Annotated in this window: 10 protein-coding genes and 1 pseudogene; all 11 read right to left on the reverse strand. The window is 65.9% G+C overall.

Annotation, left to right across the window (positions count from 1 at the left end):
- Positions 1-232: 232 nt before the first annotated feature.
- The gene (secA, locus tag IPK85_19175; GenBank protein ID MBK8249496.1) at positions 233-3,559 is read right to left on the reverse strand and encodes a preprotein translocase subunit SecA; all 3,327 of its coding nucleotides are present in this window, start codon (positions 3,557-3,559) and stop codon (positions 233-235) included.
- Entirely contained in the window at positions 3,556-4,179 is a 624-nt protein-coding gene (nadD, locus tag IPK85_19180; GenBank protein ID MBK8249497.1) for a nicotinate (nicotinamide) nucleotide adenylyltransferase, read from the reverse strand. Before nadD ends, secA begins: the two co-directional genes overlap by 4 nt.
- A 1-nt stretch (position 4,180) precedes the next feature.
- A complete protein-coding gene (gene bamD / locus IPK85_19185) occupies positions 4,181-4,987 on the reverse strand; it encodes an outer membrane protein assembly factor BamD (GenBank protein ID MBK8249498.1) in 807 nt (268 codons plus the stop codon).
- A gap of 190 nt (positions 4,988-5,177) precedes the next feature.
- Entirely contained in the window at positions 5,178-5,618 is a 441-nt protein-coding gene (locus IPK85_19190) for a hypothetical protein (protein ID MBK8249499.1), read from the reverse strand.
- A gap of 184 nt (positions 5,619-5,802) precedes the next feature.
- The gene (locus IPK85_19195) at positions 5,803-6,735 is read right to left on the reverse strand and encodes an SDR family oxidoreductase (protein ID MBK8249500.1); all 933 of its coding nucleotides are present in this window, start codon (positions 6,733-6,735) and stop codon (positions 5,803-5,805) included.
- Positions 6,732-8,039 (reverse strand): UDP-glucose/GDP-mannose dehydrogenase family protein, encoded by a 1,308-nt coding sequence (locus IPK85_19200; protein ID MBK8249501.1) that lies wholly within the window; start codon positions 8,037-8,039, stop codon positions 6,732-6,734. The genes IPK85_19195 and IPK85_19200 overlap by 4 nt, the downstream gene beginning before the upstream one ends.
- Before the next feature lie 40 nt (positions 8,040-8,079).
- Positions 8,080-9,405 carry a nucleotide sugar dehydrogenase gene (locus IPK85_19205; GenBank protein ID MBK8249502.1) on the reverse strand — a complete coding sequence of 442 codons (1,326 nt, stop codon included), beginning with the start codon at positions 9,403-9,405 and terminating at the stop codon, positions 8,080-8,082.
- 37 nt (positions 9,406-9,442) lie between these two features.
- Positions 9,443-10,555 (reverse strand): DegT/DnrJ/EryC1/StrS family aminotransferase, encoded by a 1,113-nt coding sequence (locus IPK85_19210; protein ID MBK8249503.1) that lies wholly within the window; start codon positions 10,553-10,555, stop codon positions 9,443-9,445.
- A gap of 33 nt (positions 10,556-10,588) precedes the next feature.
- A complete protein-coding gene (locus tag IPK85_19215) occupies positions 10,589-11,626 on the reverse strand; it encodes a Gfo/Idh/MocA family oxidoreductase (GenBank protein ID MBK8249504.1) in 1,038 nt (345 codons plus the stop codon).
- On the reverse strand, positions 11,623-12,222 hold the full coding sequence (locus tag IPK85_19220; protein MBK8249505.1) for an N-acetyltransferase: 600 nt from the start codon (positions 12,220-12,222) through the stop codon (positions 11,623-11,625). The genes IPK85_19215 and IPK85_19220 overlap by 4 nt, the downstream gene beginning before the upstream one ends.
- Positions 12,219-15,468 (reverse strand): annotated as a pseudogene (gene carB / locus IPK85_19225) (carbamoyl-phosphate synthase large subunit). The gene IPK85_19220 and the pseudogene carB overlap by 4 nt, the downstream one beginning before the upstream one ends.
- Between the last annotated feature and the right edge of the window lies 1 nt (position 15,469).

The raw sequence follows: 15,469 nt of genomic DNA on the forward strand, positions 1-15,469 counted from the left end.
CGCCATGGGAGGTGAGTCGTTCCCGAGGTCGTTCGGTCGCGGGGAGCTCGCGGATGTTGAGCGCGCCGGCGCGGCCCGGCGCGCGGCCCGGCGGAGGCCGCGCGTCTGTCGTGGTCGTTGTCCAGGTCCATGCAACGGGCGATAGGGAGGCCGCAAGATCGCCTCCCCCACGCAGCCCGCTGTCCCTGAATCACTGCACTGGTGTCACCGCGCCGCGAGGTGCCGCGGGCGTTTACGCGCCATGGCACTTCTTGAACTTCTTCCCGGACCCGCACGGACAGGGATCATTCCGTCCCACGCTCGCGTAGTCCACCGGCCCGGCAGGAGCCCCGGCAACCCCTGGCGGCCCCCCCGTCCCCATGTCGTTCAAGGTGCGAGCGCGCCCCGCCCCCACCACGGTCGGGTTGGCGGTACGAGCCACGGGCTTGGCCAGCGCCTCGTCCGCAGCCTCGACCGCGTCCGATGGCTCGGGGGCGGGCGGCTCCTCCGCGATATCCTCCAGGATGCCTAACGCGTTGTAGCGGCGTGTGGGACGATGCGGCCCCTCCGGCTCCACCTGGGGCGGCGGGGGCGGGGCAAAGTCCTGGGGATTGAACATCAACTGCGCCCGAAGGAATCGCTCGGTGAAGGTGCTGTGGATGTCTCCCATCAGGTCCACGAACATCGTGTACGCTTCCTGCTTGTACTCGATGAGGGGATCCTTCTGGCCCCACGAGCGATAGTGGATCGCCCCGCGCAACTGGTCCAGGTCGTAGAGGTGATCCTTCCACTTCTCGTCCAGGACATTGAGCATAACGAGCGACAGCAGGCGAGGCGCAAACCCCTGCCCCTGCTCGTCGGTCACGGCATTGAGGCTGTCCTCCTTGGCCGAGAACGCCGCGCGCGCCGCCTCCGTCGCCGCCTGCACCACACCGTCCACCGTGGTCGGGCGATGGTCGACGACCTCCAGCTCGGGGACCGTCAACAGGTAGTGCATCATCAGGTCCTGACGCAGCAACTCCAGGTCCCACTGCGCCGCGTCTTCGGCATCGGCGAGGGCGGTGGTGATGCGCTTCTCGATGGCCTTCTCGACCATCTTGAGCGCCTCCCCGCGCAGCTCCTCCCCCCCCTCGAGGGCAAACAGGCGCAGCGAGTAGATCACTTCCCGCTGCTGGTTCATCACGTCATCGTACTCCAGCAGCCGCTTCCGTGCCTGGAAATTCTGGAGCTCGACCCGCTTCTGCGCCTGCTCGATCGAGCGCGTGATGAGGGCGTGCGTGAGCACCTCGCCTTCCTTGGCCCCCATGCGGTCCATCAGCCGGCCAATGCGCTCGATGCCCCCAAAGAGCCGCATCAGGTCATCTTCGAGCGACAGGAAGAACTGCGAAGCGCCCGGGTCCCCCTGGCGTCCGGAACGCCCACGCAACTGGCGATCGATCCGCCGCGACTCATGGCGCTCCGACCCGATGATGTGGAGGCCTCCGCACTCGGTGACGTCCACCTTCTTGTCCGGATCGTCCACGTCAATGATCTGCGACGGCTTGGCGTCCTTGACCCCGGTCCCCAGCTTGATGTCCGTGCCGCGGCCCGCCATGTTGGTCGCGATCGTGATCCCGCCGTACTGCCCGGCGTTCGCCACGATCTCCGCCTCGCGCTGGTGGTACTTCGCGTTGAGCACATTGTGGTTCAACCCACCGCGCTTGAACAACCGGGACAGGGTCTCGGAGACCTCCACGGAGACCGTGCCGACGAGCACCGGGTAGCCGAGTTCGTGGAGACGTCGCGTCTCTTCCACGATGGCGTTGTACTTTTCCCGCCGTGTCTTGTAGACGTAGTCCTGGCGATCGTCACGCACGATGGGCCGGTTGGTCGGGATCACCGACACCTCGAGCCCGTAGATCTGGTGAAACTCGTTCTCTTCCGTCTCGGCGGTCCCGGTCATGCCACCGAGCTTCTCGTACATCCGGAAATAATTCTGGATGGTGATCGTGGCGAGGGTCTGCGTCTCCCCCTTGACCTGCACGCCCTCCTTGGCCTCCACCGCCTGGTGGAGTCCTTCGGACCAGCGTCGGCCCGGCATGGTGCGGCCGGTGAACTCATCGACGATCAGGACCTGCCCATCCTGCACGACGTAGTTAACGTCCTTCTCGTACAGCGCATGGGCGCGCAGCAGCTGGTGGATGATGTGGAGCTTCTCGCTCTTGATCGCGAACTCGGCATCCACGGCGCGACGGGCCTCCAACTTCTCCGCCGCCGTCATTTCCGGATCATGCTCGATCCGGTGGACCGCCATCGAGATGTCCGGCAACTCGAACTGGTCGTGGTCCGACGGGCTCAACTCCAGGACGCCGCGCTCAGTCAGGTGCACGGAATGCCCCTTCTCGTCGAGCACGAAAAACAGGTCATCCTCGAGCGTGCGGAACGCCTGCTTGGCCGGCGGCAGCTTGCGGTCCGCGAGGTAGTCGAGTTCCTGCTTGTGCACGAGCTGCTTGACCCCGGTCTCGTTCAACGACTTCATCAGCCGCTTGTTCTTCGGGTCCCCAAGCTGCGCCTTGAACAGGGCGAGCGCCGCCGCGGCGGTGTCACCGGACGCCAGCGCGCGCTCGCCCTGCCCCACCAGTTCGTTCGCGATCTCCGTCTGGCGACGGAACAGGCGGAGCACGGCGTTGTTATGCTGCGCGAAATCCGCGTCGTTCTCGTTGTCGACAGGCTCCGAGATGATGAGGGGCGTGCGCGCCTCGTCAATGAGGACGGAATCCACCTCGTCGACGATGGCGTACCAGTGCTTCCGCTGCACCCGCTGGTCCGGCGACAGGACCATGTTGTCGCGCAGGTAATCGAACCCGAATTCGTTGTTGGTGCCGTAGGTGATGTCGCAGTTGTACGCCGCGCGACGCTCCGGCGTCCCCGGCTCCGTGTCGTCCAGGCAACCCACGGTCAGGCCAAGGTACGAGTACAAATGGCCCATCCATTGCGAGTCACGACGCGCGAGATACGAGTTCACCGTCACCAGGTGGACCCCGCGGCTCGCGAGGGCATTCAGGTAGATCGGCAAGGTGGCGACGAGTGTCTTGCCCTCGCCCGTGGCCATTTCAGCAATGCGCCCGAGGTGCAGCTGGATGCCGCCCATGAGCTGCACGTCGTAGTGCACCATCTCCCAGGGGAGTGGGTGACCCGTCACCATAGCGGTGGTACCGCAGAGCCGACGTGCCGCTTCCCGCGCCGTGGCAAAGGCCTCCGGCAGGATCTCGTCCAGCACCTCGGCGATGAGGTCCCGGAGTTCCTTTTCCACGCCACCACGACCGTCCTGGCCGCCCAGGTCCGTGTCGTACTTCTCGCGCTCCGCTGCGTCCTTCGTCGTCCGCTTGAGCTCCTTTAACGCTTCGACCCGTTCCACAAGGTCACGCGTCCGGTCGGCGAGGATCCCGCGGAATTTCGCGGTCTGACCTCGCAACTCCTCCTCGGAGACGCCCTGCAGCCGGGCGTAGTGCTCGTTGACCGCGTCAACAATGGGCTGCACACGCTTGCGTTCGCGTTCGTGGCGCGTGCCAAACAGCTTGGAGAGGATGCCTTTCATCATGGGAGTGCCGAGTGGTACAGCCCGTGTTCGGTGATGAACCGGGCAACTGCATCAGGAACAAATCCAGTGAGCGGGCGACCGTCGCGCACGCGGTCGCGCACTTCGGTGGACGACACGTCGACGCGACGGGTACGGACTACAACCGGGGCAGGACCGTCGACCGACGCGTGCGCGTGGAACGGGGCCAGGATCGACGCATCGTCGGCCTCGCCTTCCTCGACCGCCCGCCGGAGGATCGCGACCTGGGCGAGCGCCATGATCCGTGCCGGCGCGCGCCACTGGGCGAACGACCGCGCAACATCGGCCCCCACCAGGAACAGACGCGCGTCGTCGGGATATCGCGCCGCCAACTCCTCCATCGTATCGACCGAGTAGCTGGTCCCCCCGCGGTCCACCTCAATGGGCTCCACATCAAAGCGCGGATCGCCGGCCACGGCGCGCCGCACCATCTCGAGCCGAAGCAACGGGTCTACCGTTGGCGTTGCGGCCTTCAGCGGCTGGCGGGCGTTGGGCACGAAGGTCAGGCGATCCAGCCGCAATGCCTCATACGCGTCGGACGCCACCATCAGGTGGCCGACGTGCGGGGGATCGAACGTCCCACCGAAGTAGCCCCGGCGCACGTCAGTGCGTCTCGGGCAGCGACGTCGTATCCGTGGCGGGCCGGGTCGTCGGAACGTCCTTCGGTGGAGCGCCGCAGATGACGGCAACCTCCTTGTCCGTAGGGTACTGTCCGTGGAGCGTCGCGCAGACCTCAGTGCGGTCCTCGCGATATTGGTTCGCTCCATACGCTTCGGCGAGACGCAGCAGCGCCTCACGCGACTTGGCCGTTTGCGGGTGATTCTTGACGACGTCTTTGAAATAAATGATGGCGGAGTCAAACGCCTTCCGCCGGAAGTAGTACAGGCCGCTCTCGTAGTCCTTGGAGGCAAACCACTCCTGGAGCATGCCCATCTGCTTTTCTGCCTGGTCCTTCAGCTCGGAATCCGGGTAGAGCCCGAGCATGGTCTGGTACGCCGACATCGCTTGCTCGCCGTAGTTGGCATCGAGCGAGGGGCGGCGCCAGAGCAATTGGTATTCGTGCGCGGCCTCATACATCGCGTTATCCGCGAGGGAGTCCGTGGCGAACGATTCTGCGAGTCGGTTGTACGCCTGGGCCGCGAGGATGTGGTCCTGTCGGCCGGCATAGGCCTTCGCGAGGTACCAATGTGCCAAGGGCAACAGGGTATCACGGGCCGGCAAATCAAAGGTCAGTTTCTCGAACGCCGAAACGGCGTTGTCCCACTTCCGGCGATTGAATTCCGAGAGGCCACCCTCGAACATCGCCTCGTTGGACCCGAACCGGGACAGCTTGAACCCGCGCCCGCACGCCCCCGAAAGGGCGACCAGGACGAGGAGCAAGCTCAAGCGGTACAGGCGCTTATCGGGCATCGGGAAGTGAGGTACCCACAGTTCTGTGGATCGGTCCCGCAACCGCCGTGAAGGGTTGCCGGGTAGCCGCGAAAGCTAATGGGTGCAGGCCACGCTGCGGCACTGCCGCGACTCACGCACCCACGCAATGGGACCCACCAACGCCCCGTCCCCCCAAGCCCCTTCAGAGAAGACCTCCCGGCCCCCGGGGTCAGCTGGACGCCGTCACCCGAACCCAAGCCACGTACCGTGACGGCTCGACAACCTGATTGGCCACGGGTGCCGGGCGCAGCGCCACCAACTCCACCCGATGCCCCCACCCCTGCCCGGCCCTCGGTTCCATTCCCGTATGCAGGACGAGCATCATCGACGCCGCCCGGCATCCGGCAGCGTAACACGGGGGATGGACGGCTAGCGTCGCGACACCGTCACCCGCCCAAACGCACTGTACGCCAACGGGGCATCGTGAGTCGGCGACCTCGCCGAGCTGCAGGTATACCTCGCCGACCTTCACCACGCGTCCGAAGGGCAGCGGCACCGAATCGGCCGCCTGCACGAGTGTGAACTCCTCCAGGTCGGGGATCCCGGTCGTGGACTGGGTGCCACCACAGGCAAGAAGAGCGCAGAATACGGTGAACGAAAGACGGCGCATGATTGAGTCGGGAAAGGTCACGGATGAGACACCGCCCAGGCCCACACCCCTGATGGACTCAACACGCGCCGAATCGGACGTGTGTCGTTGCCAGATCGGGGTCGTGCTCGCGCCGACTGCTGACGTTGATGCATCGCCGCCGCCTGGTCACGATCCCTGAGACCGGGCGGCACGGCCCACGCCGTCAGGCCACGACACTCCGGAAGTATTCGACCGTCCGACGGACCCCTTCGCGCAGGTCGATCTTCGGCTCCCACCCGAGCATACGGCGCGCACGCGAGATGTCCGGCTGGCGGACCTTGGGATCATCCTCCGGCAGCGGCCGTGAGGCGATCTGGCTCTTTGATCCGGTGATCTCCAGGACGATCTCGGCCAGCTGCCGCACGGTGAACTCGTTCGGGTTGCCGATGTTCGTGGGCTGCGCGTCCCCGTGCATGAAGAGCCGGTAGATCCCATCGACCTCGTCCTCGACGAAGCAGAACGACCGCGTCTGCTGGCCGTCTCCATACATCGTTAGCGGCTCGCCCTTGAGCGCCTGCACGATGAAGTTTGACACCACGCGCCCATCGTTCGGGCGCATGCGCGGCCCGTACGTATTGAAGATGCGAATGATGCGCGTGTCGACGCCGTGCGAACGATGGTACGCCATCGTCATCGCCTCGGCGAACCGCTTGGCCTCGTCGTACACCCCGCGCGGGCCGATCGGGTTCACGTTGCCCCAATAGGACTCCGTCTGCGGGTGCACGAGCGGGTCTCCGTAGACCTCGGAGGTCGACGCGAGGAAGAAACGCGCCCCCTTGGCCTTCGCCAGCCCAAGCGCGTTGTGCGTCCCCAGCGACCCCACCTTGAGCGTCGCGATCGGATGCTCCAGGTAGTCGATCGGCGATGCGGGCGAGGCAAAATGCAGGATGCCATCCAGGTCGCCAGCAACGTACGTGTAGTTCGAGATATTGTGCCGGACGAACGAGAACCGATCGTGCCCGGCCAGGTGCGCGATGTTGTCCGGGTTTCCGGTGATGAAGTTGTCCAACCCGATCACCGTGTGCCCTTCGGCCAGGAACCGGTCACAGAGGTGCGAGCCCAGGAACCCCGCGGCCCCGGTGATCAGGATCCTCATGCGCGCCCCCGTCCAATGGAGTCGTACGTGTAGCCCAGCCCCTGCATCTTCGCGGCACTGTACAGGTTGCGCCCATCGATGACGATCGGCCGACGCAGCGTCGCCTTGATGCGCTGGAAATCCGGGTGGCGGTACTCGTTCCAGTCCGTCACGACCACCAGCGCGTCGGCCCCATCCAGCGCCGCATAATTGGACTCGGCGTAGGTCACCCGGTCGCCCAGCTTGTGCTTTGCCTCGTGCATCGCCGCAGGGTCATGCACGGCCACCGAGGCCCCGTCCGCCAGCAACTGCTCGATGAGGACGAGCGCCGGCGCCTCACGCATGTCATCCGTGTTGGGCTTGAAGGCCAGTCCCCAGACCGCCACCCGCGCGCCCTTCAGCGGTCCGCCAAAGGCCTTGGACAACTTTTCGTACAGCCGCCCCTTCTGACGCTCGTTGGCGTCCTCGACGGCGTCCAACACCGACAAGCTCGCGCCAAACTCCTTCGCGGTCCGCACCAGGGCCTTCACGTCCTTCGGGAAGCACGACCCGCCGTACCCAGGGCCCGGAAACAGGAACGAAGGCCCGATCCGGTTGTCGCTACCAATGCCCTTGCGCACCAGGTCCACATCCGCGCCCACCCGCTCGCAGAGGTTCGCGATCTCGTTCATGAACGAGATGCGCGTGGCGAGCATCGCATTCGCCGCGTACTTCGTCATCTCCGCCGACGCGATGTCCATGAAGATGATCGGCTTCCCCGTGCGTACGAACGGCGCGTACAGCTCGGCCATCACGCTACGCGCATGGTCGGAGTCGACGCCAAGCACCACGCGATCCGGCTTGAGGAAGTCGTCCACCGCCGCCCCTTCCTTGAGGAACTCGGGGTTGGAGCACATGTGGAACGGCAGCTTCGCATGCTGGGCCACCGCGGCCTGCACCTTCGCCGCCGTCCCGACCGGAACGGTCGACTTGGTGACCACCACGACCTCGCGGCCCATGTGCTTGCCGATGCTGTCGGCCACGTTCAGCACATGTCGCAGGTCGGCCGAGCCATCCTCATCAGGGGGTGTTCCGACCGCGATGAAGATCACCTCGGCCGTCTTGATCGCCGCCGCGACCTCGGTCGTGAACCGGAGCCGGCCCTGTTTCTGGTTGCGCTCGACCAGCGCCTCCAGCCCGGGCTCGTAAATGGGGATCTCGTTGCGCAGGAGCATCCCGATCTTGCGCTCATCGACATCCGCGCAGATCACGTCATTGCCAGTCTCGGCCAGGCAGGCCCCCACGACCAGCCCGACGTAGCCCGTTCCCACCACCGTTATGTGCATCAGTTCGCGTCAGTTGAGTTGAGGGCGCCGGGACGGCGTCCTAGAGGGCGGTCGTTGCCGACAACGGCACGACCCTCGCCCGGGAGGGCGAAGTCCGTGCCATGGCGTTCCTCGCATCGACGATCAGGCCCGCATGATCGGCAACAAACTGGTAATCCACCTTCGAGTGGTCGGTCACGACGACCACGGCGTCCGCCGCCCGGAGGCGCTCGGCGCTGAGATCCACCCCGGCGTGCACGGCCCCATGCTCTCGGAACCGGGGCACCCAGGGATCGTGGTACTCGACCACGGCCCCGCGCTCCCCGAGCAGCCTCAGGATCTCCAGGGCCGGGCTCTCGCGCATGTCGTCCACGTCCTTCTTGTAGGCCACTCCCAGCAGGAGGACCCGCGAGCCGTTCACCGCCTTGCGGTCATCGTTCAGCGCCCGAGCGACCTTCCGCACGACATACTCGGGCATCTCCGAATTGATGTCGCTTGCGAGGTCGATGAACCGGGTGCGGTAGTTCAGGGTCCGCATCTTCCACGCGAGGTACAGCGGGTCGAGCGGGATGCAGTGCCCGCCGATTCCAGGCCCCGGCGTGAACTTCATGAAGCCGAAGGGCTTGGTCGCGGCCGCGTCGATGACCTCCCACACATTCACGCCCAGCTTGTCGCAGACAATCGCCATCTCGTTGACCAGCCCGATGTTCACTGCGCGGAAGGTGTTCTCCAGCAGCTTGACCAACTCGGCGACCTCGGCGCTGTCCACCGGCACAACCGTGTCGATGCAAGACCGATAGAGGGCCACGGTGACCTCCGTGCAATCCCGGGTCACGCCACCGACCACTTTGGGGGTGTTCTTGGTGTGGAACTTGGGGTTGCCGGGATCCACCCGTTCCGGCGAGAAGGCCAGGAAGACGTCCTTGCCGACGACGAGCCCTCGATCTTCGATCCGCGGTTGCAGCACCTCGCGCGTGGTCCCTGGATAGGTGGTGCTCTCCAGGACGACCAGCGTCCCGGCACGGGCGTGGCGGGCGATCGCCTCGGACGCGGCCTCGACGAAGCTCATGTCCGGGTCGCGACTCTTCGACAAGGGCGTCGGCACGGCGATGCTGATCGCGTCGCACTCGCGCAGGCGCTCCTCGACCGCCGTCGCCGTGAAGCGCCCCGCGGCGACCTGCGCGGCCACCTCCTCCGACGGAACGTCCTGGATGTGCGACACCCCGGTCATCAGCCGGTCGACCGTGGGCACAGAGACGTCGTAGCCGATCACCCGAAACCCGGCCTTGGCGAACTCCATCGCCAGGGGGAGGCCGACGTACCCCAGCCCCACCACCCCCACGACCGCCGATCGGTCCTGGATCTTCGCTAGCAGTTGATCTTTCATGAGATAAGTGCGGGAATCCCCGACCTTGAAGGACGGGTCAACGCCCGAAAAAGGCACGAACCGTGCCGACGACTTCGTCCAGCTGGGCGGAGGTCAATTCCGGGAAGATCGGGAGCGACAGTACCTCTCGCGCCGCCCGCTCGGACTCCGGGCACTGCCCCTCGCGGTACCCGAGGTAGGCGAAGCACGGCTGCAGGTGCAAGGGGAGCGGGTAGTAGATCGAGGACCCGATCCCGCGCTCCTTGAGGTAGGCCTGCAACTCGTCCCGCCGGGACACCCGGATCGTGTACTGGTTAAAGATCGATTCGTTGGCGGGGTCGACCCAAGGGGTCGTGATTTCCGGAATGTCAGCGAGGTTGGACGTGTAGTAAGCCGCATTGGCCCTCCGCCCGGCGCTCCAATGGGACAGATGGGGCAGTTTGGCGGCGAGCACGGCCGCCTGTAGGGCGTCGAGCCGGGAGTTGAATCCGACCTCGTCGTGGTAGTATGTGCGCGCCCCACCGTGCACCCGCAGGCGGCGGAGGCGTGTCGCGAGGGCATCATCCTGGGTGACCATCATGCCCCCGTCGCCATAACCGCCCAGGTTCTTGGACGGAAAAAACGAAAACGTCCCGATCGTCGCCCCTTCCCCGGCCATGACCTTGCGACCGTCGATCATCCGCGACGCGCCAATCGTCTGCGCGGCGTCCTCGATCATGGGAAGGTTCGGCAACAGTCCGCGCACGGCCTCGATCGGCGCCATCTGGCCAAAGAGGTCCACGGGGATCACAGCCCGCGTGCGTGGGGTCACCGCAGCGGCGGCCGCTGCCGGGGCGATGTTGAACGAGCGGGGTTCGATGTCGACGAACACCGGCGTTGCCCCCACGTTGTGGATCGTCCCCGCCGTGGCAAAGAAGGTGAACGGCGTGGTGATGACCTCGTCCCCACGCCCGATGTCCAGGGCGCGCAGCGCGAGCAGGATAGCATCGGTACCATTCGCACAACCGATCGCGTGCCGCGTGTGCGACATCTCGGCCACCATCCGTTCCAGCCGCTCGACCGGTTCGCCGAGGATAAACAGCTGGTCATCGATCACGCGCGTCACGGCCGCGATCATCTCGTCGCGAATGGTGGCGTGTTGAGCCTTGAGGTCGAGCAGCGGGACGGGCATGGTAGCAAACTCCAGGAAACAGGGCGGCGGTGGTTACACCGTCGCCCGTAGCGGCAGGGGGACTTCGCGTCCGGTCTTGGCGGACTCGTAAATCCCGAGAATGAGTTCAAGCGATTTGCGGCCGGCACGTCCGTCGGTGTCGGGCTGGGCCTCCCCACGGAGCACCGCCAGCACGTTGCGATAGTACCCCTCATGGCCGTGGCCATAGACCGACGGCGGGGTGTAACTCGTGCTCTCGATCGCCTTGTCATCGTCGTCGTAATCGGCGAACTGCCAGGTCTCGACCTTGTTGACGGCTGTGCCGGCAATCTTCACGGTGCCGGTCTCGCCCATGATCGTGATCGAACCCTCGAGGTTCTTCGGGTAGGTCAACATTGTCACCTCGATCACGCCCAGCGCGCCGTTCCGGAACTTCAGGACCGCGATCCCGGAATCCTCGGTCTCGATGCGACGCGCCAGGGTGGCGGTCTTGGCCATCACCGACTCCACCGGCCCGACGAGCCACTGGATGAGGTCGACGTAGTGCGAGGCCTGGTTCATGAACGCCCCGCCGTCGAACTCCCACGTGCCGCGCCACGGCGCCTGGTCGTAGTACTCCTGCGGACGCGTCCATCGCACTGTCGTGTTCGCCATGTAGATGCGACCAAAACGTCCCTTGTCGATCGCACGCTTGAGAACCTGGATTGGTGGGTTGAGCCGGTTCTGCTTGACCACGAACAGCTGGACCCCCGCACGGTCGCACGCGTGCACGAGTTCATCCGCCGTGGTCAGCGAGATCGCCATCGGCTTCTCGCATACCACGTGCTTGCCGGCCCGGGCGACCTCGACCCCATGGTCCGGGTGCAGGCCGGACGGCGTGCAGACCGCGACCACGTCGAGCGGCGCCACCTCGAGCATCCTGGCCAGCGATGTGAACGCCGGGACTCCCAGGCGGGTGGCGGCCTCCTGCGCTCGCTCCTCGACCACGTCGCACACCGCCGTTAGTTCGAAACCCTCGATCTTGGCGATGGCATCGAAGTGATTGCGGCTGATGCGCCCACACCCGACCACCCCGATCCGGTACCGGTTCATCGCTCTCCCTCCGGGGTCAACCGCTGTCCGTCCAGCCGATACCGCGACTCACACGTGCCACAGGTCAGGATGCGCGACGGCGCGTCGGCACCCGACACGGGCGCCGGCAAGCGCTCCCCACAGTGGCACGCCCACCCCACCTGGCGCGCCGGCACACCGATCACCAGCGCGTACGCCGGCACGTCTCGCGTGACCACCGCGCCTGCCCCAACGAATGCATACCGCCCCAACTCCACGCCGGACACGATTGTTGCGTTCGCCCCGATGCTGGCGCCCCGACGGACGACCGTCGGGCGATACTCATGCTTGCGCGACACATGGGCGCGCGGGTTCACCACGTTGGTAAACACCATGGACGGCCCGCAAAACACGTCATCCTCGAGCTCCACCCCCTCGTAGACGGAGACGTTGTTCTGGATCTTCACGTTGTTGCCGATGCGCACCCGCGGCATCACCACCACGTTCTGCCCGAGGCTGCACCCTGCCCCGATCACCGCACCGGGATTCACGTGGCAGAAGTGCCAGATGCGCGTCCCGTCCCCGACCTCCGCGCCCTCATCGACGAACGCCGAGGGATGAATGAACGTCGCCGTCATCCGGCGGCCCCGAGTTCATCACGGAGCATGCCGTGCCATTCCTGCAGCGATCGCACCGTGGGCTTGCGCGAACGCAGGGCCAGGATCGCGTCACCGGCCGCCGCGGCCGCCGACAGGGTCGTCGTATACGAGATCCCATGGGCAATCGCCGTCTGGCGCAACCGGTAGTCGTCGTGCTGCGCGAACTTCCCCAGCGGGGTGTTGATCAGCAGCCGCACCTCGCCGTTCAGCATGAGGTCGACCCCGTTCGGTCGCCCCTCATGCAACTTCTGCACGGTCCGCGTCGGAACGCCGAGGCCGCGGAGGTAACGCGCCGTGCCCTCCGTGGCATACAGCACGAATCCCATCTCGTGAAATCGCCGGGCGATCGGCGTGACCGATGGTTTGTCTCCGTCATTCACGGTCACGAACACGGCGCCCTCAAGAGGCAACGCATTGTCGGCCGCCAGCTGCGCCTTGGCGTACGCACTCCCGAACGAGTCGGCGATCCCCATGACCTCGCCGGTGGAGCGCATCTCGGGCCCCAGCAACGGGTCAAACCCCTGGAACTTGGTGAAGGGGAAGACCGCCTCCTTCACGGACACGTACGACGGCACGATCTCCTCGGTGAAGCCGATCTGCTCCAGGGTCTCCCCGGCCATGCACCGCGCCGCCACGGACGCCAGCGGCACACCAATCGCCTTGGAGACAAACGGAATCGTGCGACTGCCGCGCGGGTTGACTTCCAGCACGTAGACCACGCCGTCCTTCACCGCAAACTGCACATTCATCAGGCCGACCACTCCCAGCTCCCGCGCCATCGCGATCGCATGGGCCTTCATGACGGCAATGTCCTCCTCGCGCACGAGGTATGGGGGCAGCACGCAGGCCGAGTCTCCGGAGTGGAATCCCGGCGTCCTCGATGTGCTGCATCACGCCACCAATCACGACCTGCGTCCCGTCGGAGATGCAGTCCACGTCCGCCTCGAAGGCGTCCTCGAGGAACCGATCGATCAACACCGGCCGGTCCTCGCTCACCCGCGCCGCCGTCTCGAAGTACCCCCGCATCGACGCCTCGTCATAGACGATCTGCATCGCCCGGCCGCCCAGCACGTACGAGGGACGGACCAGCACCGGGTACCCGATCCGGCCGGCGATCGCCGCCGCCTCCTCAACACTCACGGCCGTCCCGTTCTCCGGCTGCCGGATCCCCAGCTTGCGGGCCACCGCATCAAAACGCTTGCGATCCTCGGCAATGTCGATGGCGTCCGGGGGCGTGCCCAGGATGCGGACGCCCGCGGCCTCTAGCCCCTTCGTCAGCTTGAGGGGCGTCTGCCCCCCCAGCTGGACGATCACGCCCTCGGGCTTCTCGCGGTCCACCACCTCAAGGACATCCTCGAGGGTCAGCGGCTCGAAGTACAGCTTGTCCGCCGTGTCGTAGTCGGTGGAGACGGTCTCGGGATTCGAGTTGATCATGATCGTCTCGATCCCCTGATCGCGCAGGGCCATCACGGCCCGCACGCACATGTAGTCGAACTCCACCCCCTGCCCGATGCGGTTGGGCCCGGAGCCGAGGATGACAATCGACCGCCGTCCCGTGCGGGGCGCCTCGCTCTCCTCGTCGTAGTTGGAGTAGAGGTAGGGCGTCGTGGACGGAAACTCGCCGGCGCACGTGTCCACCATCTTGTAGGACGGCCGGATGCCAGCCTTCCAGCGCGCCGCACGCACCGCCGCCTCGCCCTCGCCCCGCAACGCACCGAGCTGCGCATCTGAGAAACCCATCCGCTTCATCGCCAGGAGGTCATCGGCAGTGGGCGCGGCCAGGTCACGGTACCACCGCTCGGCGTCGACCAGCTCGCGCATTTGCGCGAGGAACCAGGGATCGATCGCGGTGAGGCGGAACAACTCCTCGTCCGTCATCCCCGCAAGCATCCCGCGCTTCAGCTGGAAGATCCGCTCCGGCGTCGGCTGCCGCAGCGCGGCGCGCAGCGCCTCGATCGAATCATCCGGCAGGCGGTCGTCCACGAGGCGCGAGCCGATGTCCCAGCCCGCCCGTCCGGTCTCCAGCGCGCGCAACCCCTTTTGGAAGGCCTCCTTGAACGTCCGTCCGATCGCCATCGACTCGCCCACCGACTTCATCTGGGTCGTGAGCTGCGGACTGACGTTGGGAAACTTCTCGAAGGCGAATCGCGGGCACTTTACCACGACATAGTCGAGCACGGGCTCGAACGAGGCGGGCGTGGACTTGGTGATGTCGTTCTGGATCTCGTCCAGGCGATAGCCCACCGCGAGCTTGGTCCCGAACTTCGCGATCGGGAAACCCGTCGCCTTGGACGCCAGGGCCGAGGACCGCGACACCCGGGGATTCATCTCGATCACCACCATGTCCCCATTGGCGGGGTTGATGGCAAACTGAATATTGCACCCCCCGGCTTCCACGCCAATCTCGCGGATGACCGCACAGGCCGCGTCGCGCATGACCTGGTACTCGCGATCCGTGAGGGTCATCGCCGGCGCTACCGTAATCGAGTCGCCGGTGTGCACCCCCATCGGGTCGATGTTCTCGATCGAGCAGATGATGACCACGTTATCCGCGTGATCGCGCATCACCTCCAGCTCGTATTCCTTCCACCCGAGGAGGGACCGCTCGATCAACACCTGCGAGACCGGCGACGCCGCCAGCCCGCGCCGCACGATGTCCTCGTACTCGGCACGGTTGTAGGCAATCCCGCCCCCCGACCCGCCTAACGTGAAGGCGGGGCGAATGATGGCCGGGTACCCGGTGAAGTCCGCGATCTCCAACGCCTCGTCCCACGTCGTGGCGATCCGGCCCTCCGGGCACTTGAGCCCGATGCGCTGCATCGCCTCGCCAAAATCCTTGCGATCCTCGGCCATCTTGATCGCGCGGGCCTTGGCCCCGATCAGCTCGACCCCATACTTCGCCAGCACCCCGGACTCGCTCAGCTTCATCGCCACGTTCAGCGCCGTTTGTCCACCCATCGTGGGCAGCAGGGCGTCCGGCTTCTCCTTCGCGATCACCAGCTCGACGTACTCCGGGGTCACCGGCTCGACGTACGTCCGGTGCGCAATCTCCGGGTCCGTCATGATCGTCGCCGGATTGGAGTTCACCAGGATGACCTCGTATCCCTCCTCCCGAAGCGCGCGCGCCGCCTGCGTCCCCGAGTAGTCGAACTCAGCGGCCTGGCCGATGACGATCGGGCCAGATCCGATCACGAGAATACGGTGCAGATCGTTACGACGGGGCATG

The organism is Gemmatimonadota bacterium (genome assembly GCA_016712265.1).
Classification (GTDB): Bacteria; Gemmatimonadota; Gemmatimonadetes; order Gemmatimonadales; family Gemmatimonadaceae; genus RBC101.

Bases quoted from the DNA above. Each gene is read 5' to 3' on its own strand.
- secA (MBK8249496.1), bottom strand. From the start codon at position 3,559: ATGATGAAAGGCATCCTCTCCAAGCTGTTTGGCACGCGCCACGAACGC.
- bamD (MBK8249498.1), bottom strand. From the start codon at position 4,987: ATGCCCGATAAGCGCCTGTACCGCTTGAGCTTGCTCCTCGTCCTGGTC.
- IPK85_19190 (MBK8249499.1), bottom strand. From the start codon at position 5,618: ATGCGCCGTCTTTCGTTCACCGTATTCTGCGCTCTTCTTGCCTGTGGT.
- IPK85_19195 (MBK8249500.1), bottom strand. From the start codon at position 6,735: ATGAGGATCCTGATCACCGGGGCCGCGGGGTTCCTGGGCTCGCACCTC.
- IPK85_19200 (MBK8249501.1), bottom strand. From the start codon at position 8,039: ATGCACATAACGGTGGTGGGAACGGGCTACGTCGGGCTGGTCGTGGGG.
- IPK85_19205 (MBK8249502.1), bottom strand. From the start codon at position 9,405: ATGAAAGATCAACTGCTAGCGAAGATCCAGGACCGATCGGCGGTCGTG.
- IPK85_19210 (MBK8249503.1), bottom strand. From the start codon at position 10,555: ATGCCCGTCCCGCTGCTCGACCTCAAGGCTCAACACGCCACCATTCGC.
- IPK85_19215 (MBK8249504.1), bottom strand. From the start codon at position 11,626: ATGAACCGGTACCGGATCGGGGTGGTCGGGTGTGGGCGCATCAGCCGC.
- IPK85_19220 (MBK8249505.1), bottom strand. From the start codon at position 12,222: ATGACGGCGACGTTCATTCATCCCTCGGCGTTCGTCGATGAGGGCGCG.